The 24,376-nt window shown below is 66.9% G+C and carries 20 protein-coding genes; 8 read left to right on the top strand and 12 right to left on the bottom strand.

Translation table 11 applies throughout. The features are described 5' to 3' along the window. Nucleotides 1–50 precede the first annotated feature (50 nt). Nucleotides 51–1,004: a hydroxymethylbilane synthase gene (gene hemC / locus RVX_RS07100; RefSeq protein WP_116305310.1), complete on the top strand. Its 954-nt coding sequence runs from the start codon at nucleotides 51–53 to the stop codon at nucleotides 1,002–1,004. Nucleotides 1,005–1,100: 96 nt separating this feature from the next. On the opposite strand, the gene RVX_RS07095 is transcribed toward hemC, so the two are convergent. The 5 genes from RVX_RS07095 to RVX_RS07075 form a co-directional block, all read right to left on the bottom strand. After that, the gene (locus RVX_RS07095; RefSeq protein ID WP_116305309.1) at nucleotides 1,101–2,879 is read right to left on the bottom strand and encodes a methyl-accepting chemotaxis protein; all 1,779 of its coding nucleotides are present in this window, start codon (nucleotides 2,877–2,879) and stop codon (nucleotides 1,101–1,103) included. Between the two features lie 4 nt (nucleotides 2,880–2,883). Then, nucleotides 2,884–3,921 carry a helix-turn-helix domain-containing protein gene (locus RVX_RS07090; protein ID WP_116305308.1) on the bottom strand — a complete coding sequence of 346 codons (1,038 nt, stop codon included), beginning with the start codon at nucleotides 3,919–3,921 and terminating at the stop codon, nucleotides 2,884–2,886. 563 nt (nucleotides 3,922–4,484) lie between these two features. Beyond that, a complete protein-coding gene (locus RVX_RS07085) occupies nucleotides 4,485–5,666 on the bottom strand; it encodes a lipid A deacylase LpxR family protein (protein ID WP_116305307.1) in 1,182 nt (393 codons plus the stop codon). Continuing rightward, entirely contained in the window at nucleotides 5,663–6,418 is a 756-nt protein-coding gene (locus RVX_RS07080) for a TIGR04282 family arsenosugar biosynthesis glycosyltransferase (protein WP_116305306.1), read from the bottom strand. Before RVX_RS07080 ends, RVX_RS07085 begins: the two co-directional genes overlap by 4 nt. Then, nucleotides 6,415–7,425, bottom strand: coding sequence for a TIGR04283 family arsenosugar biosynthesis glycosyltransferase (locus RVX_RS07075; protein WP_116305305.1), 1,011 nt, complete (start codon nucleotides 7,423–7,425; stop codon nucleotides 6,415–6,417). Before RVX_RS07075 ends, RVX_RS07080 begins: the two co-directional genes overlap by 4 nt. Before the next feature lie 291 nt (nucleotides 7,426–7,716). Between RVX_RS07075 and RVX_RS07070 the strand changes: the two genes are divergently transcribed. Continuing rightward, nucleotides 7,717–10,152, top strand: coding sequence for a Lon protease family protein (locus tag RVX_RS07070; RefSeq protein ID WP_116305304.1), 2,436 nt, complete (start codon nucleotides 7,717–7,719; stop codon nucleotides 10,150–10,152). 294 nt (nucleotides 10,153–10,446) lie between these two features. On the opposite strand, the gene RVX_RS07065 is transcribed toward RVX_RS07070, so the two are convergent. After that, entirely contained in the window at nucleotides 10,447–10,710 is a 264-nt protein-coding gene (locus RVX_RS07065; RefSeq protein ID WP_420192425.1) for a hypothetical protein, read from the bottom strand. A gap of 246 nt (nucleotides 10,711–10,956) precedes the next feature. Here RVX_RS07065 and RVX_RS07060 point away from each other — a divergent pair, with 246 nt between their 5' ends. Further along, nucleotides 10,957–12,108, top strand: coding sequence for an MFS transporter (locus RVX_RS07060; protein ID WP_116305302.1), 1,152 nt, complete (start codon nucleotides 10,957–10,959; stop codon nucleotides 12,106–12,108). A gap of 481 nt (nucleotides 12,109–12,589) precedes the next feature. Further along, the gene (locus tag RVX_RS07055) at nucleotides 12,590–13,741 is read left to right on the top strand and encodes a DUF362 domain-containing protein (RefSeq protein ID WP_116306432.1); all 1,152 of its coding nucleotides are present in this window, start codon (nucleotides 12,590–12,592) and stop codon (nucleotides 13,739–13,741) included. A gap of 154 nt (nucleotides 13,742–13,895) precedes the next feature. Here RVX_RS07055 and RVX_RS07050 read toward each other — a convergent pair whose 3' ends face one another. From RVX_RS07050 to RVX_RS07025, 6 genes are all read right to left on the bottom strand, one after another. Beyond that, complete coding sequence (locus tag RVX_RS07050) at nucleotides 13,896–14,420, bottom strand: type 1 glutamine amidotransferase domain-containing protein (protein WP_116305301.1); 525 nt, start codon at nucleotides 14,418–14,420, stop codon at nucleotides 13,896–13,898. Between the two features lie 94 nt (nucleotides 14,421–14,514). Next, a complete protein-coding gene (phnE, locus tag RVX_RS07045; RefSeq protein WP_116305300.1) occupies nucleotides 14,515–15,309 on the bottom strand; it encodes a phosphonate ABC transporter, permease protein PhnE in 795 nt (264 codons plus the stop codon). After that, a complete protein-coding gene (gene phnE, locus RVX_RS07040) occupies nucleotides 15,306–16,094 on the bottom strand; it encodes a phosphonate ABC transporter, permease protein PhnE (protein WP_007522417.1) in 789 nt (262 codons plus the stop codon). Before phnE (RVX_RS07040) ends, phnE (RVX_RS07045) begins: the two co-directional genes overlap by 4 nt. Then, on the bottom strand, nucleotides 16,091–16,897 hold the full coding sequence (gene phnC / locus RVX_RS07035) for a phosphonate ABC transporter ATP-binding protein (protein ID WP_116305299.1): 807 nt from the start codon (nucleotides 16,895–16,897) through the stop codon (nucleotides 16,091–16,093). Before phnC ends, phnE (RVX_RS07040) begins: the two co-directional genes overlap by 4 nt. Before the next feature lie 381 nt (nucleotides 16,898–17,278). Next, the gene (gene phnD / locus RVX_RS07030; protein ID WP_116305298.1) at nucleotides 17,279–18,334 is read right to left on the bottom strand and encodes a phosphate/phosphite/phosphonate ABC transporter substrate-binding protein; all 1,056 of its coding nucleotides are present in this window, start codon (nucleotides 18,332–18,334) and stop codon (nucleotides 17,279–17,281) included. 247 nt (nucleotides 18,335–18,581) lie between these two features. After that, the gene (locus RVX_RS07025; RefSeq protein WP_116305297.1) at nucleotides 18,582–19,349 is read right to left on the bottom strand and encodes an HAD-IIA family hydrolase; all 768 of its coding nucleotides are present in this window, start codon (nucleotides 19,347–19,349) and stop codon (nucleotides 18,582–18,584) included. A 518-nt stretch (nucleotides 19,350–19,867) separates the two neighbouring features. Here RVX_RS07025 and RVX_RS07020 point away from each other — a divergent pair. The 4 genes from RVX_RS07020 to RVX_RS07005 all read left to right on the top strand — a co-directional run bounded on the left by RVX_RS07020 (nucleotide 19,868) and on the right by RVX_RS07005 (nucleotide 24,373). Beyond that, nucleotides 19,868–21,826 carry a DegV family protein gene (locus tag RVX_RS07020; RefSeq protein ID WP_116305296.1) on the top strand — a complete coding sequence of 653 codons (1,959 nt, stop codon included), beginning with the start codon at nucleotides 19,868–19,870 and terminating at the stop codon, nucleotides 21,824–21,826. A 348-nt stretch (nucleotides 21,827–22,174) separates the two neighbouring features. Further along, entirely contained in the window at nucleotides 22,175–22,408 is a 234-nt protein-coding gene (locus RVX_RS07015; RefSeq protein WP_116305295.1) for a hypothetical protein, read from the top strand. 485 nt (nucleotides 22,409–22,893) lie between these two features. After that, a complete protein-coding gene (locus tag RVX_RS07010; RefSeq protein ID WP_007522432.1) occupies nucleotides 22,894–23,220 on the top strand; it encodes a 4Fe-4S dicluster domain-containing protein in 327 nt (108 codons plus the stop codon). 4 nt (nucleotides 23,221–23,224) lie between these two features. Continuing rightward, the gene (locus RVX_RS07005; RefSeq protein ID WP_116305294.1) at nucleotides 23,225–24,373 is read left to right on the top strand and encodes a 2-oxoacid:acceptor oxidoreductase subunit alpha; all 1,149 of its coding nucleotides are present in this window, start codon (nucleotides 23,225–23,227) and stop codon (nucleotides 24,371–24,373) included. Nucleotides 24,374–24,376 lie beyond the last annotated feature (3 nt).

The following is a 24,376-nucleotide window of genomic DNA, read 5'->3' as shown; positions in this document are numbered from 1 at the left end:
CGTCCGCTGGCGCACGCCCACGATTTCATCCTCTCACAGCACCCAACCACATGAAGAAACTCGTCATCGCCACCCGAGGCAGCAAGCTGGCCCTGTGGCAGGCCGAACACATCAAGTCCTGCATCGAGGGCAAGCACCCCGGCGTTTCCGTGGAACTGCTGGTGCTGAAGACTCGGGGCGACATCATCCTCGACGTGCCGCTGGCCAAGGTGGGCGGCAAGGGCCTGTTCGTGAAGGAAATCGAGGAAGCCCTGCTGGACGGCCGGGCCGACCTTGCCGTGCACAGCATGAAGGACGTGCCCATGGAACTGCCGGAAGGGCTGGTGCTGGGCATCATTCCCGAGCGCGAGGAACCTTCCGACACCTTCCTTTCCGTGCACCACGCATCCCTGGCCGCCCTGCCCCACGGGGCCACCGTGGGCACCAGCAGCCTGCGCCGCCAGTCGCAGTTGCTGGCCCTGCGCCCGGACCTGAACGTGGTCTCCTTGCGCGGCAACGTGGACACCCGCCTGCGCAAGCTTTCCGAGGGCCAGTTCGACGCCATCATCATGGCCACCGCTGGCATGAAGCGCCTTGGCCTTTCCGCGCCCAAGAGCGAGGTGCTGGGTCCGCCCGCCTTCCTGCCCGCCGTGGGCCAGGGCGCGCTGGGCATAGAATTCCGGGCAGACCGGACCGACCTGCATGACCTGCTGGCCTTTCTGGAACACACGCCCACCCGCATCCGCGTGGAGGCCGAGCGCGGCTTCCTGGCCGGGTTGCAGGGCGGCTGCCAGGTGCCCATCGCCGGGCACGCCGTGATGACCGGCAACGACACCTTTACCCTTGAAGGTCTGGTGGCCGACCTGACCGGCGCGCGGGTTATCCGCCGCACCATGAACGGCAAAAGCGCCCCCGATGGCGCGCAGGCCCGCACGGTCGGCCTGGACCTTGCCGCGCAACTGGTGGCCGATGGCGCGGGGGATATCCTGGCCGAGGTGTACGGCAGCGGTGAAGCCGTGAACTAGACGTTTCCTCGCATTTTCACGGAACGACACGGGCCGCCCCTCCAGCACGGAGGGGCGGCCCGCTTTCATTCTTCCCTGGCCCCGTAACGCGGGCGGTTACCCCGCCTTCATCTCGTCCACCAGACGTTTCAGCACCTGGGCCTGCTCGGCCAGCGCGGACACAGCCCGCGCCGATTCGCGCATGGCCTGCGCCGTCTCGCCGGAAATGGTGCTGACCTGCTCCACCGCGTGGTTGATCTCCTCGCTGGCCGAGGACTGCTGCTCCGAGGCCGTGGCGATGGACCGCACCTGGTCGCTGGCCGTTTCCACCAGCCGCACGATCTCGCCCAGCGCCTCGCCCGATTCGCGCACCAAAAGCGTGGCCTCTTCGATTCCCTGCACCGAGCGGTCCACGTTCTCCATGTTCTTGCGGGTGCCCTGCTGCACCCCCCGGATGGAATCGCCCACCTGCACGGTGGCCTGCATGGTCTTTTCCGCCAGCTTGCGCACCTCGTCGGCCACCACGGCAAAGCCGCGCCCGGCGTCACCGGCCCGCGCGGCCTCAATGGCCGCATTCAGCGCCAGCAGGTTGGTCTGGTCGGCGATATCGCTGATCACGTTCATGATCTGGCCGATGGCCTCCGCCTGGCGTCCCAGGTCTTCCATGTCGGTCTTGAGGTCCATCGACTGCCGCCGCACGCCGTCAATGGTGCCCACCACCCGTTCCACCAATTCGGCCCCACGCGCGGCCTTGGCCTTGGCGGCGTCGGAAACCTCGGCCGTGTCCCCGGCGTTGCGGGCCACCTCCAGCACGCTGGCGTTCATTTCCTCCATGGCCGTGGCAGTCTCTGAAACGCGCTTGGCCTGCTCCTCCGCGCCCCGGTCTGCCTGTTCGATCTGGGCCGAAAGCTCCTCGGACGCGGAAGACACCACCTCCACCGCGCCCTCCACCCGCGCGGCGGCCTGCAACATGCCCTCGCGCTTGGCGCTTTCCGCCTGTTTGCGGGCCTCTTCCGCCTCGCGCATGGCCACAAGGGCTTCCTGCTCCTTACGGGCGGCCTGCTCGCTCTTGTCCTCGGCCTCGGCGATCTTCAGCTTCAGCGTGTCCACCATCACCCGCAACGCGTCGGCCAGCGCGCCGATCTCGTCGCGCCCGCGCACGGCCAGTTCGGCGTTCAGGTTGCCGCCCGCCACCAGTTGCGCGAACGACACCGCCCTGCCCAGCGGCAGGGTGATGGAGCGGGAAATGAGAATGCCGAACAGCAGCGACAGCAGCGGCGCGCCGATGGCGAGGCCGATGGCGGTGTTGTGGGCAACGCGGGCGTCGGCCGCGCTTGCGGCGCGGGCCGCGCGTGCCTCCACGCGGACTGTTGCCTGCACTGCGGCGGCGGCTTCCGCCAGTCGGGCGTTGGCCTGAACCCCCTTGCCGATAACGAGGTCCGCAGCCTTGGCCTGCTTGTCGTCATTGGCGATGTCCCGCTCCCACTCCTGGATGGACGACATGATCTCGTCGTTGATGGCGCGCACCTGCTCCAGCGTGGTGTTGAAGGTCGCCCACTTTTCCTTCACGGCGGGCGACAGGTCTATCCGCTCCATCTCGCCCTTGGCCTTGGCGATCACCTCGCGGGCCTGGCGGATGTTTTCGCGCTGGCGTTCGCGCTCCGTGGCCGAAAGGCGCTCCATCATCAGGGTGCGCTGGGCCACCACGATGCCGCGCATGGCCAGTTCCATGCTGCCTGTGTGGGCCACGGCGGGCAGCATTTCCTCGTTGACCTCGCGCAGGCTTTCCCCCGCGTTCTCGATGGCGAAATACCCGGAACCGGCCGTGATCAGCGTGAGCACGGCCACGAAGATGAAGCCCAGAATCAAGCGGATGCTGACGCGAACGTTGTTCACGTGGTCACTCCTTCGTTACTGGTTGCGCGAAGCCCTTCCCCGCATCCACGAAAACGGAGAAAGCATCCATCTCGTCCCACTGGAAACACATGCACACCGACAGGACCGGCGTGGTAAGGCCGCCATGGGGCGCATCGCCCCCATCCACAGGCACGGGGCAATTGCGCGCCCCGGCCTGCAAGGGGAAACCGCCATTACCACCGAAAGGGCGAAACGGACCGGCGTCTTCCCTGGCCGCCTCCCGATCCGCGCATGAATCGAAAACCACCACATCGAAGCCGTCCGTCACCTGCACGCGCACTCCGAAGGCGTGACGCATGCGCCGGAACAGGTCGACCACGGTGCGCACAGTTCCCGTGCCCGTCCGGCGGGAACGGTAGACCACCGCCAGCCGGCCCTTGCCGCCCGCGTCGTGCCGCCGAAATATCCTCAGGCTGCGCATGCCCGCCGTGTTGACCACGCCCCGCCCCAGCCCCACGTCGCAAAAGGAAGGCTCGGCCAGGGCCAGGGCAGCCGCCAGATGGTCCAGAGCCCGCCGCGAGACGATCCATCCTTCGCGGGACATGGCATCGGCAAGGCGCAGCAGCAGGTCCGCATCGTCGGCATAGGCTATTCGCCAGCAGCGCCTTGCGCGGTCCTCTGCATGGACGTCACGGATGCAGGGTGACGGATCATCGCGCAGCACATTGCGCACGAAGCTGGTGAAGGCCTTGCGGTTGTCGAAAATGGCTTCGCGCAGCCGCTCGGGCACGATGCCCGCCACGGCCAGCACGAGGTGGTGGTCCATGCCCAGCAGATCCGCGAGCTTCAGCAGTTTGTCCGGTTTCAGGCATACATCGTCGCCCCGCTCTATGCGGCTGAGATACGAATGATGCACTCCCAGGCGGTCAGCCAGTTGACGTATGGACAGCGGCTTGCCGCCCAGGTTCCGTTCAAGCCGTGCCTCTCTGACGAGTCTTCCGAGTAGCCTACCCATCTCGCTCACTTTTTTGTCTATACTATTGTAGCCATCCCGATGCGGGCAATCACTATTATAAATCATGGCATACCCGCTGAGACCAGCGGCAAGAGCCAGCCTGCACGCCGGAGCTGCAGGAAACACGCAGAAAACGCGGCTGGCAGGAAAAAGCGCAAGAGAGCCGGGCAGCCTGTATGCGCCATGGACCAATGGGCCGTCTTCGAATACCGGCCGTACCCGCCTGAAAACCGGGCCGCAACGCAGCTACGGCGCTGTACTCGAAAGGGGCGGCAAGCGACAGCACCTTACAGCAAAAAAGTGCCTACTCACATCATAATTTAAAAGCATATTTCAAAATGCATACCTTTGAAGCCTTCAAAAACAACATGTGCGACACTTGCCCTCGACATCACGAAGATTATTCTGCAACACATATCCTTTCACAACTTCATGAACGCATGACGCGTACCCTTCCGCACCCCGGACATGCAGTCTCCGGCCGACGCCATGCCGACCCGCACCGTGGTTCGTGCCCCGTGCGGCAGCCCCCGCCAACCCATCCGAAAGCCGCCCGCTGAACGCAACAAGGGAGCGCCCCGAAGGAGCGCTCCCTTGTCATGCAATGCCGGAACGGCGACTGGCCGTGGCTAGAACGAAAGCCCCACGGTCAGCGAGCCGAAGTGCTGGCCCCGGTCCTGTCCCACGAATTCCTCGGTGCGGTAGACATGGGTGTAGGTTATGCGCACCCCGTCGATGATCACGGCGAGCCCCCCGGAAAGATCGGCCACGAAGTACTTCTTTTCCACGTCGTGGCTGTCGCGGAAGGTGTTGCCGTCCAGAAAGATGTCGCGCGCCACGGCCCGGCCATCGGCACCGGCGAACAGATACCAGCCCCAGCTTTCGCGCACGCGGGGGTCCGCGTCGTCGGTGGGGGCTTCTATGCCGCCGCCGGGGCGTATCAGCGAGGTCTCGAAGTCGCCCGGCAGGTTCCAGCCAAGGCGCACCTCGCCCCCCGCGTTGGCCTGGGTCAGCACGTTGCCCGCCGTGGCCCCCGCGCGGGGCAGCACGTCCCAGCCGAAACCGCGCCCGATGGATGAAGGGTTCAGCCGCCAGTTGCGCTGCCAGGTCAGCATCGCGCCCGGTTCGTCGTGCAACTGGTTGTCCCAGCCCTTGGCCGTGGGGATGTCGCGCAGTTCATGTATCTCGTTCTGGGCCGTTTCGCCCCTGGCCGACGGCCCCACGATGCCCCCGGTGAATTGCAGGGTGTCCATGTGGTCGCCCTTCTTGGCGTGCAGGCCGATGGCCCCGTACAGAAAGCCCGCGTAGGGCCTGTCGCCGGGCAGGTAGTGCCTGGCCTGGGTGTCCGACGGGGTGTAGATGGCCTGCCCGAAGGCCACGCTGACGTTGTACTGGGCGTCCGGGTCGCCCGCGAAGGGCAGGCGCTCGATCAGGTGATCCAGCACGTCGGGCAGCATTTCGTCGTCGGACAGGGTCTTGAGGTCGGGCGAAACCAGCCGGGCCTGCACCGCGTTGGTGTAGTACTGGTCGGTGCCGCCGAACAGGTCGTTCTCGAAGTAGATGACCACCGTGCTGAAGGCCTTGGCGGTCTTCGGAGCGGCAGGTTCTGCGGTTGAGGCGGATGCATCCGCCGGGGAATCCGTTCCGTCATCCGCCGGGGCGGGGAACGGTGACGCGGAAAATGGCGGGACATCGAGCGACGAGGCCGCCGGAGCATCGTCGGCGGCCAGGGCACGCGTGGGGGCGCACAGCAGCAGGGCCAGCAGGCCGCTGCACAGCACCGCGCGCGGCAAGAACAAGGCGGGTTTCATTTTCCTGTTTCCGTTTCCCGTGCCCAAACGGGCAGTTCCATGTCGTACTGGCGGATGAGCGCGTCTTGCTCGCGCATTGCGGCGTAGGAGGCCGACTTGCGGAACGAGCTGTTGCGGTTGGTGCGGTACAGCACGTTGAGGTCCCACATGGTGTCCACGTCGTTCCATTCCGGCAGGCGCACCACGTCCAGCCGGGCGGCTTCCAGCCTCTCCATGGTGGCGGCGTACACCGCCGTGCCGCTCCAGGCGATGGAATCGAACACCTCGGGCCGGAACCTGTCGCGCCGGAAGCCTATCAGATAGTACCCGCCGTCGAAGGCCGGGCCGATGACCGCATCATGCAGGTCCAGGTCGTCCAGGGCCTTCTGCACCAGCTCGTGCGGAAAGTCGGGGATGTCGCTGCCCAGCACCACCACGCGCTCGTACCCTTCGGCGTAGGCGTCCGCAAGGGCCGTGCGCATGCGCGCGCCAAGGTCGTCGCCCGCTTGGGGCCGGTAGGCATGCCGGGGCCCCAGCCACGCCTTGTAGGCGGCCAGCGCCGCATCCGCGCCGCCGGAACCGCCAGGGGCCGATTCCACGTCACAACAGATGCGCAGGTCGGCCTTCACCTGGGCCAGTTCCCCCAGCATGTCCTGCACGAAATGGCGATACATGGCGGCGGCCGGTTCCGCGCCCATGACGGACGCAAGGCGGGTCTTCACCGCGCCCGGCTCGGGGTATTTGACGAAGAAGAGTACGCAGGTGTCGCTCATGATGCTCCTTTTCGGGCGCGGTACCAGCGCGCCAGTAGCTGCGCCGGAACCCCCAGCGCATACAGCAGCCGCAGACAGGCGTTGCGCAGGGTGCAGCGCACGGCCCCTTCGTCGCGCCAGCGCCGGGCCGAGGTGGCCACCCGCTGCGGCAAAAGGGCCAGCGGTTCGCCCGCGCCGCGCAGGCGGCGCATGATCTCCACATCTTCCATCAGCGGCTGGTCCGGGTAGCCGCCCATGGCGCGGAACAACTCCGCCCGGAAAAACTGGGCCTGGTCGCCATAGGGCGTGCGGGTGAGCCGGTTGCGCAGGTTGGCCAGCGCCTCCACCACCCGAAACCACGCGCCAGGCGCGTCGATGGACAGGGTGAACGCCCCGGCGCGTTGGCGCAACGCCCCGGAGCGGACATCCGTTGCGGGGGCCGCGTTGCCCGCAGGCCCGGCACCGCTGGCGGGCGTGTTCTCGTCCCTATGGGCGTCCATGTCCGCCTCGTGCGCCCCCACGACGGGGGTCACGTCCACGCCCACGGCCCGCAGCACGGCGGGAAAGGCGTCGTCCGGCAGGCGGGTGTCCGCGTGCAGGAACAGCAACACCTGCCCTCCGGCCACGGCGGCCCCGGCGTTCATCTGCCGGGCCCGGCCACGCGGCGCGGCCACGCCGCGCACGGACAGAGAGCCACCAGAAAAACCTTCGACACCCAGGCGCTGCGGCGCTCCGCACGCGGCCCCGGCGTCCGTGTTCATATCGGCTCGACACGCCGCCAGCGCGGCCAGGGTGTCCGCCTCGGACGCGCCGTCGGCGACAACCAGTTCCACCGCGCCGCCGGGCAGATGCGCCGCCAGCGCGGCCACATGCCCGGCCAGATCCGCGATGCGGTGCGCCTCGTGCAGCACCGGCACCACCACGGACAGGAGAACCCCCGGTCCCTGCTTACGCGGGGCCACGGGGTGCAGTTCCCCGCCGGTGGCATTCGCCTCGCGGGTCGGCTCCGGACGGTGGGCTGCGGTCATGGCGCGGATGATAGCCGTTCGCGTCCCGGCTGACAAACCCCTCCAGACGACCCGGACGCCCAGCCATCCCCCGCCCTTCCTCGTTCCGCCCCGGCTGCCAAGCCCTACCAACCCTGGCCCAGAACCGTGGCGGAAGACAGCCATCCCCCGCGAGCCCCGCTGGACGTGGCCTTGCGGGCGACGGGGGCGACAGGGGCGTGACAAGCGCGGGGCAACGCGCTACGCTGGAAAACCCGGCCCTTCGCGCCGGTCCGTTCTTCAGATTCAATCCCTTCGCCGTGCAGGAGCATCATGACCAAGGTTTCCCCGCTGCCCGCCGCCCGCCTTCGCGCCACGCTCGACCCCGCCCGCATCCAGTGGGAGACCAGCGACGCCATTCCACGCCCGCCGCGCAACGGCATGCGCCGCACCCCCCAGCCCCGCGTGCTGCAGGCGCTGGAGCTGGCGCTGCACATCCGCGACGGCGGCTACAACGTCTACCTTTCGGGCGAGGCCAACCTTGGCCGCACCTACATGCTGCGCGAATACCTCGCGCCGCGCGCCCGCAAGATGGACACCCCGCCAGACCTCATCCACGTCTACAATTTCGAGGACCCGGACAGACCGCGCCTCATCGCGCTGCCCGCCGGGCAGGGGCGCAAGCTGCGCACCGCCCTCACCCAGGCCCTGTCCAAGGCCCGCAAGGAAGCCCCCAGCCGCTTCGAGCACGACGCCTTTGTTCGCAAACGCACCATTTTACTGGACAAATTTCAGACGCAGCGCAGCAAGCTGTTCAAGGAAATGGACACGGTGGCCGTGGGCGAAGGCTTCAACCTGGACATGGACGATTCCGGCAGCCTGACCCTGTACCCCATCGTGGAGGGCAAACGGCTGAGCGAGGACGAGTACGAAAAGCTCGACGCCACCCTGCGCAAGAGCCTGAAGCTGAAGGGCGACCGCCTGCTGCAGGCCATGACCGGCCTGATGCGCAAGCTGACCCGCGCCGAGCAGGACCTCGTGGAGGACGAGCGCACCCTTGAAAAGGAAGTGGTGCGCGAGGTGCTGGACCAGTTCCTGACGCCGCTGGCCGAAAAGTTCGCCAAGTCCTGCCCGTGCGACGAGTTGAAGCGCTTTTTCGCCGACATGCGCGAAGACATCCTGGACAACATCGAGGGCTTCGTGCAGCGCGACCTGCCCACCCACATGCCGCAGCAGCAGCCCGATCTTGGCCCGCCGCCGGAGGACACCTCCTTCCGCTACGACATCAACGTGTTCGTGGACAACAGCGAAACCCACGGCGCGCCCATCGTGGTGGACGACCACCCCACCCCGTCCAACCTTCTGGGGTGCATCGAGCGCGAATCGGAAATGGGCGCGCTGGTGACGGACTTCACCCTGGTCAAGGCGGGCTCCCTGCAGAAGGCCAACGGCGGCTTCCTGGTGCTGCACATGGAGGACATCCTGTCCTACCCCAGCGCCTGGGAAGGGCTGCTGCGCGCCCTGCGCTCGGGCCAGGCCCGCATAGAGGACGCGGGCGACGGGCAGGATTCCAGCAAGACCAAGGGCATAGAACCGGAACCGCTGCGCCTTGACCTGAAGGTGGTGCTGGTGGGCACCGAGGAGATGTACGAGACGCTCCTGGTCAACGACGACCGCTTCCCCAAGCTGTTCAAGATCAAGGCGCACCTGACCGAGGCCACGGAGCGCAACGCCGACGGGGTGAAGGTGTACCTTGCGCGCATCGCGCGGATCATCGACGAGGCAAAGCTCTTGCCCTTCGACCGCGACGCCATGGCGGGCCTTGTGGACTACGGCTCGCGCATCATCGAGGACCAGCGCAAGCTGTCGCTGAAATTCCCGGTGCTGCGCGAACTGATGATCGAGGCGTCCGCCCTGGCCTCCATGAAGGGCAGCCCGCTGGTGGACCGCACCACCCTGCACGACGCCATGGTGGCCCGCACCTACCGCGCCAACCTCGTCGAACAGAACTTCATGGACGAGTACGACCGCGAACTGATCAAGGTGCGCACCAGCGGCAGCGAGGTGGGCCGGGTGAACGGGCTTTCGGTGACCTGGTACGGCGACTTCGAGTTCGGCCTGCCACACCAGATATCCTGCACCGTGGGCGTGGGGCACGGGGGCATCATCGACCTCGAGCGCGAGGCCGAGCTTGGCGGGCCCATCCACACCAAGGCCATGATGATCCTGAAAAGCTACCTGGTCAGCCAGTTTGCCCGCACCAAGCCGCTGGTGATGACCGGCAGCCTGTGCTTCGAGCAGAGCTACGCGGGCATCGAGGGCGATTCCGCCTCCGGCGCGGAACTGGCGGCGCTGCTGTCCGCCATCGCGGATGTGCCCATCCGGCTTTCTCTGGCCTTCACCGGCGCGGTCAGCCAGTCCGGCCAGATCATGGCCGTGGGCGGCGTGACCCGCAAGGTGGAAGGGTTCTTCGAGGTGTGCAGCCGCCACGGGCTTACCGGCGAGCAGGGCGTGATCCTGCCGCGCGACAACATCGCCCACCTGATGCTGAAGCAGGAGGTGGTGGCCGCCGTGAACGAGGGGCGTTTTTCCATCTGGCCGGTGGCGCACATCACCGAGGCCATGGAACTGCTTACCGGCATGCCCGCCGGGCGCATGCGGGCCGATTCCACCTTCACCCCCGGCACCCTCTACGACAAGGTGGACCGGCGGCTGGCCGAACTGGGCCGCCTGGCCAAGGACGCCTTCAAGCAGAAGCGCAAACGGTAGCGGGCGGCGCGGCCCGCGCCGCCGCCAGATTGGCGGCATACCCCATATACGGCAACGCACGAAGCCCCGGCACGCATGGCGTGCCGGGGCTTCGCACCGTGCGGCCCGCGTGGCCGCCGTCATCGGAGCATTGCGCTATTGCCGGAACATCATTACCCCGCACGCGGGAAATCCGCGCGGCCAATCAGGCCCACCGACGACGCGGTAAGGATATTACCCAAAGCATGCAGCCAAGGTAACCGTCACCCCGCGACCACCGGGCACATCCCGGCGCTGCACGCCACGGGCGACAGCCTACCCCTTCCCCGCGGGCTTGCAGGTTTTCGCCAGCGTTTCGCAGGGGAGCAGCACCTCTTCGCCGCAGTGGGGACATTTCATCTTCAGCTTGCCCGACTCGGACAGCGGCTGCTTCTTGCGCAGCATGAACACTTTCTGACAGTACGGGCAGCGAATTCTCACGCCTTCCTGATCGGCCGCCTGCATCACGTTCTCCCCTTGCGTACCCTTGCATGTCCCTGCAACCAGGAACGCGGTTGCCCCCCCGCCGAAATCTTGCATGCCCGACGCCGGAAAACGGCGACAAGATGCTGGCCCCTTCTTTCTTCCTATCCGGTAACCGACAGCGATGCAACAATGACGGCAGGATGCGGCCCTGCCAGCGCCGCGCGCGGCAAACAAACGCCAGACAGGGCGACAGACGGGCGACACGCGCCCACGCGTGCCGCACGGGCCGGAACCCGCCTTGACCTCGCCGCGCGGAGGGGCGTAGAACCCCCCGAACGTCCGAACCCCCACGGGAGCCCGATGCATCCGCTGCTGCGCGACAGAAACCTGCACACCATCTTCGGCATCACCCTCACGGTAATCATGGGCGTTTCCAGCGTCATGCCCGCCCTGCCGCTCATGGCGCGGGAACTGGGCATTCCCCTGGCTTCTGTGGGCCTGGTGCTGACGGCGTTCACCCTGCCCGGCATCGTGCTGGCCCCGGTGGCGGGCGTGCTGGCCGACCGTCTGGGCCGCAAGCGCGTCCTGCTGCCCGCCATGGCCCTGTTCATCATAGGCGGCGCGGCCTGCTTCTTCGCACGCGACCTTTCCACCTTGCTGGCCTGCCGCTTCGTGCAGGGGTTTGGCGCGGCCCCGATGGGCGTGCTGTACACCACCCTCATCGGCGACCTGTACGAAGGCAACGACCGAGTGCGCGCCATGGGCTACAACGCGGGGGTGCTCAGCCTGGGCACGGCCATCTTCCCGGCCGTGGGCGGGCTGCTGGCCGAACTGGGCTGGAACGTGCCCTTCCTGTTGCCGCTGGCCGTGCTGCCGCTGATGATCGCCGCCGCGCGGCTGCGCCTGCCCGCCTCGCGCGCCACGCAGACCCTGGGCGACTATTTCCGCTCCACCCTGGGCATCGTGCTGTCACCGCGCGCGCTGGTGCTGTTCGGCCTGTCCCTGCTCACCTTCGTGCAACTGTACGGCCCCATGGTCACCTTCTTCCCGGTGCTGGCGGACACCCGCTTTCACGCCGCGCCCTCGCGCATCGGCGCCATCTTCGCCGTGTCCTCGCTGGGCACGGCCCTTATCGCCTCGCAACTGGGGCGGCTGTCGGAGCGGTTTCCGGCCCGCTGGCTGATCATGCTCAGCCATGTGCTGTACGCCGTCGCCATGCTGTTGCTGCCGCTGATGCCCGGCCTGTGGTGGCTGCTTGGGCCGGTGCTGTGCTTCGGCCTGGCCCAGGGGCTGAACCTGCCCAACCTGTCCACCATGATTACATCGCTGGCCCCCACGCAGCAGCGCGCCGCCATCATGGCCGTCAATGGCACCCTGCTGCGCCTCGGCCAGACCATCGCCCCGCTGCTGTTCGGCCTGCTGTACGCCGGGGGCGACCTGCCCGCCGTGTTCACGGGCGGGGCCGTTGTCAGTTGCCTGATGCTCGCGCTGGCGGCGTGGCGGCTGCACTAACCCGTCATCGGCCTCCCGGACCAGCCGAATGCACCAGGGCCTTGCGGATGTTGTCCGCAAGGCCCTGGTGCATTTCCCCCAGTCTCCGTTTGCCGCGACATGCCGCGCCGGGACACAACTGGTCCGCCCTTCGCATACAGGCGCAAATGAGAGGAATGTGCAAAAGAAAGGTGGAATCGTATCTTTCACAGCCTGCCACCCTGCGGTAAGAAACATGGTTGAAACGCCATTGCCCCGGCAGAACAAAAGACAGCCGGACAGGGAACATCCCGCGCGGCACGTGCGGCTCCACGGCAGCGCATACCTATCATGGAGGCACATGACGATGAGCGAAACGGCAAAACCCAGAAAAGCGCACGCATCTCCGGCATCCGGAAAGAACGAACGCCCCGCGCGCGGGCGCCGCGCCGCGAAGGACGGCGCGAAAGATACCGGGAAAAAGGGAACGGGCCCGGAACCCTCAAAAGTGTATTTCACCGACATGCGGTGCAGGATCGGCACCAGCCTGCTCGACAAGTTGGACAAGCTCATGCTGGCGGCGGGCATGGAGCGGATCAGCTTCCAGAACGCCTTCGTGGCCATCAAGATCCATTTCGGCGAGCCGGGCAACCTTGCGTTCCTGCGCCCCAATTTCGCCAAGACCGTCGCGGACAGGGTGAAGAAGCTGGGCGGCATGCCCTTTCTCACCGATGCCAACACGCTGTACGTGGGCCGCCGCAACAACGCCCTGCTGCACATGGACGCCGCCTATGAAAACGGCTTCACCCCGTTTTCGACCGGCTGCCACGTGATCATCGCGGATGGCCTGAAGGGCGCGGACGATGTGGAGGTGCCCATCGAGGGCGGCGTGCACCTGAAAACCGCCAGGATCGGCCGGGCCATCATGGATGCCGACATCTTCATCTCCCTGAACCACTTCAAGGGGCATGAACTTACCGGCTTCGGCGGGGCCATCAAGAACATCGGCATGGGCAGCGGCAGCCGGGCCGGCAAGATGATCATGCACAACAACGGCAAGCCGCGCGTCGCCCACGACAAGTGCGTGGGCTGCCGCACCTGCGCCAGATACTGCAACCAGGACGCCATCAGCTTCAACGAAGAGAAGAAGGCGTCCATCAACCACGAGTTGTGCGTGGGCTGCGGACGCTGCATCGCCACTTGCAACTTCGACGCGATAGACACGCCGTGGGAAGGCAGCAGCGACGACGTGAACATCCGGATGGTGGAATACGCCAAGGCCGTGCTGGACGGGCGTCCTCACTTTCACATCAGCGTGGTCAACCACGTCTCGCCGAACTGTGACTGCCACGGCGAAAACGATGCCGCCATCATTCCGGACATCGGCATCTTCGCCAGCTTCGACCCCGTGGCCCTGGACAAGGCCTGCATCGACGCGGTCAATGCCGCACCGGTCATCCCCGGGTCGGCGCTGGGCGACAGGATAGGCAAACAGACGGAAGGCCAGGGCGAATCCGCCTGCGGGTGTGCCCGTCACGCAGGACACACCGGGCACACAGGGCAGCACGACCATTTCCGCTTCGTCCACCCCACCACCAACTGGCGGAGCCAGATCGAACATGCCGAGGCCATCGGGCTTGGCAGCGGAACCTACGAGTTGGTGACCATCAAGTAGCCATGCGCGCGGGGCGGCATGCTGCCTGCCAGAAGAAAGAACAGGAGGGGGAGGGACCGACGTCCCTCCCCTTTTGCGTTGCATGGGGTCCGGCACCGCTCGGTGCCGATTTCCGGCGGTGGTCCGGGTCAGGCGATCCCTGGCCGTATGCGGGCTACCCGGCCGCAAGTTCGATGATGGCCTTGCAGAAGGCGGGCAGGTCGTCGGGCTTGCGGCTGCTGACCTGGTTGCGGTCCACCACCACCTCGGCGTTCTCCCAGATGGCCCCGGCATTGATCAGGTCGTCCTTGATGCCGGGGGTGGAGGTGCAGCGAAAGCCGCGCATGATGCCCGCCGAAATGGGAATCCACCCGGCATGGCAGATGTGGGCCACCACCTTGCCCGCCTCGTGCATGCGGCGGGTCAGTTCCAGCACCTTGGGGTCGCGGCGCAGCTTGTCCGGGGCGAAGCCGCCGCTGATGACCAGCAGGTCGAAGCTGATGTCCTCCATGTCGGCGATGGCTGCGTCGGCCTTGCAGGGGTAGCCGTTCTTGCCCGTGTAGGTGCGGCCCTTCTCCGGCCCGGCCACCACCACTTCCGCGCCTTCTTCGATCAGGCGCAGCTTGGGGTACCACAGTTCCAGGTCTTCATACACGTCGTCCACGAACATGAGGACGCGCTTTCCCTTCAGACGTTCCATGTGTCCCTCCCGCCCCGCCCAGGCGGGGCCGTCCATACGACCATCAAACGAAAAGGGGCGGCTTTCGCCGCCCCATGAACATCGCGTGTTGCGTTTAAATAATACGCTTCCGGATGTGGGTGACGAACACCTCCGCGATGACCACCACCGCGAAGATGCATGTCAGTATAAGCGCCACGCGGTCCCAATGGAACAGGTTGAGCGCCTCGTCGAGAGCCATGCCGATGCCGCCCGCGCCCACCAGCCCGATGACCGACGATTCGCGCACGTTGATGTCCCACCGGAACAGGGCGATGCCCCAGAACGCCGGGGAAACCTGCGGCCAGTAGCCCTTCAGGAACACGCTGATCCATGGCGCGCCCGCGGCGCGCAGCGCCTCGATGGGGCCGGGGGCGGATTCTTCCAGCGCCTCGCCGAACAGCTTGCCCACAAAACCGATGGAGCGAACGGCGATGGTCACCGTGCCCGCCAGCGTGCCGGGGCCGAACACCGCCACGAACAGCAGCGCCCAGACCAGCGTGTTGACCGAGCGCGACGAAACCAGGATGAACGTGGCCAGCCAGTTCAGCACGGGCACGCGGCACACGTTGCTGGCCGCCATGATGCCCACGGGTATGGCAATGCCAAGGGTAAGGATGGTGCCCACCGTGGCGATGTGCAGCGTTTCCACCAGCACGGCGTGCACGCCGCGCTCGTAGTAGGCGAAGTCCACCGGCCACATGCGCTTGAACAGGTCGGCCACCTGTTCGGGGGCGTCCATGAGGAACTCGGGGATGATCTCCACCGTGCGCAGCGACCATGCGATCAGGATGCCCGCCACGAGAAACACCACGAAGCGCGCCATGCGCTCCGCCGGGGTGAAGCGTTGCCAGATGCGCGCCGCGCTCATTGGAACACCCCCTTCACCCGCACCGCCACATACTCGGAAACCATGATCAGCGCGATGATGGCCAGCAGGATGGCGCACACGAAGCTGTAGTCGAAGCGCTGGAACGCGGCGGCCAGGGTGCCGCCGATGCCGCCCGCGCCCACGATGCCGATCATGGTGGAGTTACGCAGGTTCGAGTCCACCTGGTAGGTGGAAAAGCCGATGAACCGGTTCAGCACCTGCGGCAGCACGGCGAAGGTCAGCACCGAAAGAAACGGCGCGCCCGCGGCGCGGGCGGCCTCCACCGGCTTCAGCGAGATTTCCTCGATGGCCTCGGCGAACAGCTTGGCCACAAAGCCGATGGACGCGAAGATCAGCGTCAGGATGCCCGCCAGCGGGCCGAAGCCCACGGCCTTCACGAACAGGATGGCGAAGATCACCGGGTGGAACGAGCGGCACACGGCGATGAAGGCGCGCGCGGGCCAGGTCAGCCAGTCGGGCATCAGGTTGCGCGAGGCGCACAGCCCCACCGGCAGCGAAATCAGCACCCCGAACAGCGAGGAGATGAGCGCTATCTGCATCGACTCCAGCAGGTTGTCGATCAGCAGCTTCCAGCGCTTGAATTCCGGCGGAAACATGGCCCCCAGAAAACGCGCGCCGTTGTCCAGGCCCGCCAGCAGGCGGTCCCAGGAAATGTCCAGGATGGATACGGCGTACACGCAGTAGACCACGGCCAGCAGGTAGCCCAGGCGGGCCCACCAGTTGACCGCGAAGGGCGCGGGACGGGCGACGGTTGCAGCGCTCATGCCAGCCAGTCCTCGCCGCCGTAGATGAGCTTGAGGTGGCCGTCGGTCAGGTCGCCGGGCACCCCGTCGAAAACCACGTCGCCCTTGGACATGCCGATGACCCGGTCGGCGAAGCGACGGCCCAGGGACACGTCGTGGATGTTCACCAGCACGGGGATGTCGTTGGCGGCGGCCACCTCGCGCAACAGTTCCATGATTTCCACAGACGTCTTGGGGTCCAGCGACGAGGTGGGCTCGTCCGCCAGCAGGATGTGCGGCTGCTGCATCACCGCGCGGGCGATGCCCACGCGCTGGCGCTGGCCGCCGGAAAGCTCGTCGGCGCGGGCGCGGGCGAATTCCGTCAGCCCCACCATGTCCAGCAGATCGTAGGCGCGCTCGATGTCCTCCTGCGGAAACTTGCGCAGCCAGGCGCGCCACGGCGAGATGTAGCCCAAGCGGCCGCAGAGCACGTTTTCCATCACCGACAGGCGCTCCACCAGGTTGTATTCCTGGAACACCATGCCGATACGCCGCCGCGCCGCGCGCAGGGCGGCCCCGCGCAGGGTGCAGATGTCCTGCCCGCTGACCAGGATGCGGCCGGACGTGGGCTCGATGAGCCGGTTGATGCAGCGCAGCAGCGTGCTCTTGCCGGTGCCGGACGGGCCGATGATGGCGGTGGTGCACTGCCCGGCCACGGTCAGGCTGATGTTCTTGAGGACGGGCTTGCCGCGCGTGTATTCCTTGCGCAGGTTCTCGACGACGAGCGACTTGTCGCCGCCGGTACAGGCGGGGCGACGGGGACTGGCGGTGGAATCGGTTGCCATGTGCACGTTGCGTATTCCCAAGGCTACGGGTGAAGGCGCGACCCGACGCTAATCGGAGCGCGCGCGGCGGACCTATTGCCGACAGGCATGGCGCGTTCCCTGGCGGGATGCCCACTTCACTCCGCTGTGCGTCGCACGACGCACGCCCCGGAATGCGGATGGGCCTGGCCGGACCTTTCGACCTCGCGGTCTGGACGGGCATGACGGCCTTGCGGTCTGGCCGGACTTTCGACCTTGCGGTCTGGCCGGACTTTCGACCTCACGGTCGGGCCCCGAACGGCGCGCGGCGCGCATCCGTCCGGCGGCAGCGGCACCCCGTCTGCCGACAAACAACAAGACGGGTGCCAGGCACTGCGCCCGGCACCCGTCGTTCAGACAAAACTACTGCTTCTTGGCTTCGGCTTCCTGCTTCTTCTTGGCGGCCTCGGCGGCTTCCTTCTCGGCGATCTTCTGCAGACCGCTCTGGTTGAAGGTTTCGCCATTGGCTTCCGCGATGTCACGAATGACCGCCCAATCCTTCTGGTAGGTCACCGGGAAGAACCGGTCGGCCCCGCCGAAGGTCTTCTGCATTTCGGGGGTGAAGCGGTATTCGTTGAAAGCGGCGACGATCTTCTTCACCAGTTCGGGGTTCAGGTCGTGCGCGTAGCCGAACGAAGAGGTGGGGAACACGTCGCTCTGCCAGATGACGCGGTAGTCGGCCTCGTTGATGCGCCCGGCCTGGGCCATGCGCTTGAACACGTCGCCGGCCACGGGGGCGGCGTCGTAGTCGCCGTAGCCCACGCCCAGGATGGACTGGTCATGCTTGCCCGAGTAGACCACGGTGTAGTCCTTCTCGGGGGTGATGCCCAGCTTGGGGAACAGCGCGCGGGGGGCCAGGTTGCCCGAGTTGGACGAGGCGGAGGTGTGCGCCACCTTCTTGCCCTTCAGGTCGGCCATGGTCTGGATGGGGCTGTCCTTGCGCACGATCAGCAGCAGGCGGTAGCCCTGGAAGCCTTCGGCGTCACCCTTCACCGCCATGGGCACGTAGCCCGCCAGGTTGACGGCGTAGCAGGTGGGGCCGGTGGAAAAGCCCGCGATGTGCAGGCGGCCGGAACGCATGGCCTCCACTTCGGCGGCGTTGGACTGCACGGTGTAGTAGATCACCTTCTTGCCGGTGCGCTTTTCCAGGAAGGCCTGGAAGTCGGCGAAGGCGTCCTTGTACACGGCGGGATCTTCGACGGGGGTGTAGGTGAACACCAGGGTGCCCGGGTCCTTCCACTTGCCCTTGTCCTTGGGCGTGTCGGCCACGAGGTCCTTGTTCTCGTCGCAGAACATGTTGTCCAGCGAGCCACGGTTCGCGCAGTCATCGGCGGCCTTGGCGATATTGGCGGACATGACGCACAGGCCCACGGCCACGATGACCGGAGCGAGCAGCAACTGCATCCACTTCTTTGTCATTGCCTTCTCCTCGATTGGCGTTGACGTTGGAATGAACGGCCCCTGCGGCGCCTCATTTCCGTCACCGAAACGCCGCAAAATCGTCACATTATAATCCGGAGCCACGTATTCTCAAAGCATTTTTTCCCCGTCGGACATGCGGCGGGAACGGGCGGGGCCAACCGGGCGACCCTGCCAGAACGCGGCGCGGCGAAGCAAGCGACATTCCGATGGCGGGCATAGGCAAGGCAGCAACCGGCCAGCGGGTCTACAATCCGCCAAGGTCGTCCACCACCAGGGCTGGCTGGCGCTCCAGCGCGGCAAGGTCCTCGCGCCGGGTCTCGCCGCTGAGCACGAGGATGAAATCCATGCCCGCGTTTTCCGCCAGCAGCTTGTCGGTGTAGATGCGGTCGCCCACCATGGCCATCTCGTGCGGCTGGTACTTTTGCAGCAGCGACCGCAGCAGGATGGTGTTGGGCTTGCCGAACACCACGTCCGGCGTGCGCCCCGTGGCCGCCTCGTACAGGGCCATGAAGCTGCCCGCGTCGGGCAGCGGACCCTGCGGCGAAGGACACACCCTGTCGGCGTGGGTGGCCAGGAAGGCCACGTCCGGGCGTTGCAGCAGCAGACACGATTCCGTGAGCTTGCGGTAGGTCAGTTCGGTGTCGTAGCCCAGCAGCACGGCCTGGCAGTCGTCCCCGGCGGTGAACACGATGTCGGGCATGCGTTCGCACAGGAAGGCCGTGAAGTTGGCGTTGCCCACCGGGTACACGCGGGTGATGCCGTGTTCGCGCAGATGGTCCACCAGCGGCAAGAGCGGCGAGAGCATGCGGTCGAGCCCGATGTGGATGCCCATGCCCGCCAGCTTGGCCGTGTAGTCGGCCAGATTCTTGGAGGTGTTGTTGGTCAGGAACTGGATGTCGCGTACCCCCAGGTTGCGGCGGATGAAGTCCACCGTGCCGGGAATGGGCCTGTCGCCCAAATACACCGTTCCGTCCAGGTCGAAGATGATGCAGCGCTTCTGGTCGAGATTCATGAGTTATCCGTGGGTGCGGTGCGTATGGTATTCAAGGATGCGCGGCGCGGGGCCGCCGGGATGCTTGGGAGACCTCGGCCCCCGGCGGGGGTACTGGCGCGGCAAAGGCGGCGGTGCGGGCGAAGAGGTTCGGCGCTGTTGTCCGACAACCCGCTGCCCCCCACTCGCGGACACCCCGCTGGCGCGGCAGATCCGGCGTATGCCCGGCAAGCCTGCCCCCGGCGGGCCGAAGCGCCCCCCGCAGCATGTCGCACGCCCGGCCCCCTGCGTCAACGACGACGGCCCGATTTTGCGGTGCGGGGGTGGCCAAGACGCCGCATCGCGCAGATGTTTCCGTTCCATTACGCAGTGTTACAACAATGTTGCAGTGACACGGCAACTCCATTATAGCTAACGCGCCGCGCGGGCCAGCCGTACCAAAGGCGCGCGCGGCATCCCCCACGGGGGCACCGCATGCCCCGCCACACGGCATGCCGCGCGCCAAGAACACACCTTGCCCCGCCAGGAGCGACCACACTTTGCAGGACAGGCAGACCCAGCCCCAGGCTCTCCCGGAATCCGGAAGCCAGACCCCGCCTTCGCGCATCAGCTACCTTGACGGCATCCGCTTCCGCCGGGTGGTGCGCGCGGCTGCGCGCCGCCTTATCGAAAAGCACGGCCACCTCAACGCCATCAACGTGTTTCCCGTGCCGGACGGCGACACGGGCAGCAACATGGCCGGCACCATGAAGTCCATCGTGGCCTCCACCACGGCCACGCTGGAAAGTTCCATCGGCCGCATGAGTTCCATCGTGGCCGAATCGGCGCTCATGGGCGCGCGGGGCAATTCCGGGGTCATCCTGGCCCAGTTCCTGGCAGGGTTCTCGGAAGGCGTGAAGGATCTTTCGCGCGTCAGCCCCCGCGACTTCGCCGAGGCCGCTTCGCTGGCGGCGCGCCGCGCGGTGGAGGCCATCGCCCACCCCAAGGAAGGCACCATCCTCACGGTCATCCGCGACTGGGCCGACCACCTGCGCGACAACTGCCACTCCTACAAGGATTTTCACCACCTGCTGCACGATTCGCTGGACCGTGCCCGCCAGTCGGTGCAGGAAACGCGCGAAAAGCTGGCCGCGCTCAAGGCCGCCGACGTGGTGGACGCGGGTGGCCTTGGCTTCGTGTACCTGCTGGAAGGCATCGTGGAATTCACCGAGCGGGGCACCATCAACCGGCGGCGAGCCGGTGCGCCTGACGCGCCCGATGCGGCCAGCGCAGCGGATGCAACGGACGGCGGCAACCACGCCCCCCTGGGCCAGGCCCAGGAACGGGTGGCCGTGGAAGCACTGACCTACGCCTTCTGCACGGAATGCCTCATCCGCGACGCAGGCGGCCAGCCCATCGACCGCGAAGAGTTGCGCGTCCGGCTGGAAGATCTGGGCGATTCCATCGTGGTGGCCGGGGCCGGATCCGTGACCCGTGTCCACGTGCACACCGACACGCCGGACGCGGTGTTCGCCATCGCCGCCGAATACGGCGAGGTTTCGCACCACAAGGCGGAGGACATGCTGCGCCAGCACCGCGACCTGCTGGCCGCCGTGGCCGCTTCCGCCTCCCCGGGCACGCCGCAGGCCGCGCCCGCCCCCACCGGCACCGCCATCGTCACCGACTCCACCTGCGACCTGCCGCGCGAACTGCTGGACGAATACGCCATCCGCACCGTGCCGCTGCGCCTGTTCCTGAACGACGAGGAATTCGTGGACAAGGTGAGCATCTCGGCGGAAGAGTTCAACCGCCGCCTGCCCTCGTCCCGCTCCGCGCGTACCTCGCAGCCCGCGCCCGCCGATTTTCGCACCGTCTATGACGACGTGCTGACCACCCATGCCGAGGTGGCCTCGCTGCACGTCACCGCCATGTACAGCGGCACCCATCAGTCCGCCGCCGCCGTGGCCCGCATGGTTTCGCCGCGCATCGCCGCCGTGGACTGCCGCACCCTTACCGTGGGCCTGGGCCTGGTGGTGCTGGAGGCGGCCCGCCGCGCCAGGCAGGGCATGGACGCCGCCGAGGTGGCCCGCCTGGCCGCGCGCGACGCCGACAACCTGCACGTGTACGTTTCCATGGATACGCTGGACTTCGCCGTGCGCGGCGGCCGGATGAGCCGGGGCACCGGCATGGTGGCCAAGCTGCTGCACGTGAAGCCGTTGCTGTGCTTCGACCCGCGCAAAGGCGGCAAGGTGGACGTGGCGGGCAAGGGCATCGGCCCGCGCCGCGCCGGGGAAAAGCTGTTCGCGCTGCTGGGCAAGGCACTGGCCGGGCTTTCCAACCCCCGCTTCGCCATTGCCCACGTGGGCGCGCCGGAAACCGCCGCCCGCTACGCCCGTGAAATAGAGGCCCGCTTCGGCGTGGCCCCCTTGTACGTGGTGCCCGCCTCGCCGGTGCTGGGTTGCCACAGCGGCCCCGGCGCATGCGCCGTGGCCCTGCTGGGCGACACCGAAGACGCCTGATTCCGCGCCCGGCCGCGTTGCGCCGGGCCAGCCTGCACTGCGTGAAGCGCCGCAGGGAACATCATCGGGGCCGATACGGTCAAGGCCGCCCCCTTTGCCCCGATAATCATGCGCCGGATGCGGCTTTTCGCCGCAGCACCCTTGTCAGACGCCCCGCTTGCGGCTATCTGTTCCTTATGGATGGCTGGCAGCGGGCTTGTTCCGCATGGCCTTTCACGCAGGCATAACAGGCAGCCACGGACAGGCAGCCCCGAACTGGCGGACACGAAGGCGTCCCGCCCCGCATTCCGGATGAACGCGGGGGACGCGCACCGTGCCGCCATGGCTTCGTGCCAAAGGGGGTGCGCCATGGCGTACGTCTATTCAGACATCTCCACCTTCTCCGGCCGCAGGATGCTGGAGATGGTTCTTGGGCAGCAGGTGCGCGCCGGTGCACGCCTTCAGGTCACCGACGAGATCATCGCCCTTTACCTGCGTTCGTTGAAGATAGCGGAGCAGTATCCCACCAAGGTCATGACGGCCTCGCAACGCGGGGTTCCACCGGAAATACTCCGGGGGCTCATCGCAAGCTGGTCCATCTGACGGCATTCACGGCGGCTTCTTTGGAGGCCGCCTTTCTCATGCCCGAGCGGCCCGAAACGTGCGCTCGGGCGGCCTGCCCGGCCCGGCCTCGTCGTTCCGAAAGGAACCACGCACCATCCGCCCGCCACGCAATCCAGCTTCCCTTGTCCTTCGGCCCCTTGCCGCATCGCCCAACACGCTCGCGCCCAATGTCCGGCCAGAACCGCCGGGCTGCCCGCCGCCGGGGCCGCGCCATCGCTGCATCTACCGCCTTGCCCGTCAAACCGCGGCCAAGCCCCGGCATGCCCCCGCCATTCTTCCATTGTTCGCACAACCGTGCAGCATGCCGGATTTTTCTTGCCGTGACCCGTGGTTGCGTTTATTGATGGCCCAAACGCGCGCAGGGGCGGCACTTTCACCGCGCGCATCTTCCCGGCCCAAGCGGCCCGGCCACCATGGAACGGACGCCCTGCTCCGTTGCACCCAAAGCCACCACTGGTGTGCCCATGTCAAAGAAGCAAAAAGGTCAGACCCGCGTCTGCGTCTATCCCGACTGGTGCAAGGGCTGCGGCCTGTGCGTGGCCTTCTGCCCGGCCAAGGTGCTTGTGCTGAACGCCTTCGGCAAGGCCGAGGTGGCCAACGAGGACGAGTGCATCAATTGCGGATTCTGCGAACTGCACTGTCCGGACTTCGCCATCGCCATCAAGCCGCGCGCCCGCAACGGAGCCGCCCAGCCGGATCCGCGCAGCGGCTGGGAAGACCCCGAGTCCGAACACGGCCGCGCCTCCCCGCCCGAGCCCACGCCCGAACCGAACCCCAACCCCGAAGAGTGACGCCATGGCGGTGCAACGCAAGAAACGCAAGAGACGCGAACTGTTCGCGCTCGGCAACGAGGCGGTGGCCGAGGGCGCACTGCTGGCCGGGTGCTCGTTCTACGCCGGCTACCCCATCACCCCCTCCACAGAAATCATGGAGGTCATGGCCAACCGCCTGCCCCTGATAGAGGATGGCGTGTTCATCCAGATGGAAGACGAAATCGCCAGCATGGGCGCCACCATCGGCGCGTCACTGGCGGGCCGCAAGGCCATGACGGCCACCTCCGGCCCCGGCTTCGCCCTGATGCAGGAGCACATCGGCTACGCCTGCATGGTCGAGGCCCCCCTGGTGGTGGTCAACGTCATGCGCGGCGGCCCCAGCACCGGCCTGCCCACCAGCCCCGCCCAGGCCGACGTGCAGATGGCCCGCTGGGGCACCCACGGCGACCACCCCATCATCGTGCTGTCCGCCTCCGACGTGCAGGAATGCCTGGAGATGACCGTGACGGCCTTCAATTTCGCCGAAAAGTACCGCACCCCGGTCATCCTGCTGCTGGACGAGGTGACGGCCCACACCCGCGAAAAGATCACCGTGCCCGACCCGGACGAGGTGGAAATCCTTTCCCGCGTCACCCCCACGGTGCCGCCGGAATGGTTCAAGCCCTATGCCGACACGGCGCGCGGCGTGCCCGCCATGGCCCCCATCGGCTCCGGCTACCGCACCCACGTCACCGGCCTGACCCACGACGTGATGGGCTACCCCACCCAGCGCCCGGACGAAGTGAAGGACGCCATGCTGCGCCTGTTCCGCAAGATCGACCAGTATTACGGCGACATCCAGATGAGCGACGAATACATGATGGACGACGCGGAAGTGGCCGTGGTGGCCTACGGCAGCGTGGCGCGCTCCGCCCATCTGGCCGTGGAACAGGCCCGCGAGCGCGGGGCCAAGGCCGGGCTGCTCACTCTGAAGACGCTGTTCCCCTTCCCCCGTCCGGCGGTGGAAAAGCTGACCCACCGCTGCCACACCGTGGTGGTGCCCGAAATGAACATGGGGCAGATGTCGCGCGAGGTGAAGCGCGTCAACAACGGCCGCACCAAGGTGCGCACCATCAACCGGGTGGACGGGCAGATCATCACGCCCTCCGAAATCCTGAAAGCCATATTGTAGGTG

The sequence above is a fragment of the Nitratidesulfovibrio sp. HK-II genome, from assembly GCF_003402415.2.
GTDB lineage: Bacteria > Desulfobacterota > Desulfovibrionia > Desulfovibrionales > Desulfovibrionaceae > Cupidesulfovibrio.
This window is presented reverse-complemented; position numbering and strand designations above follow the sequence as displayed.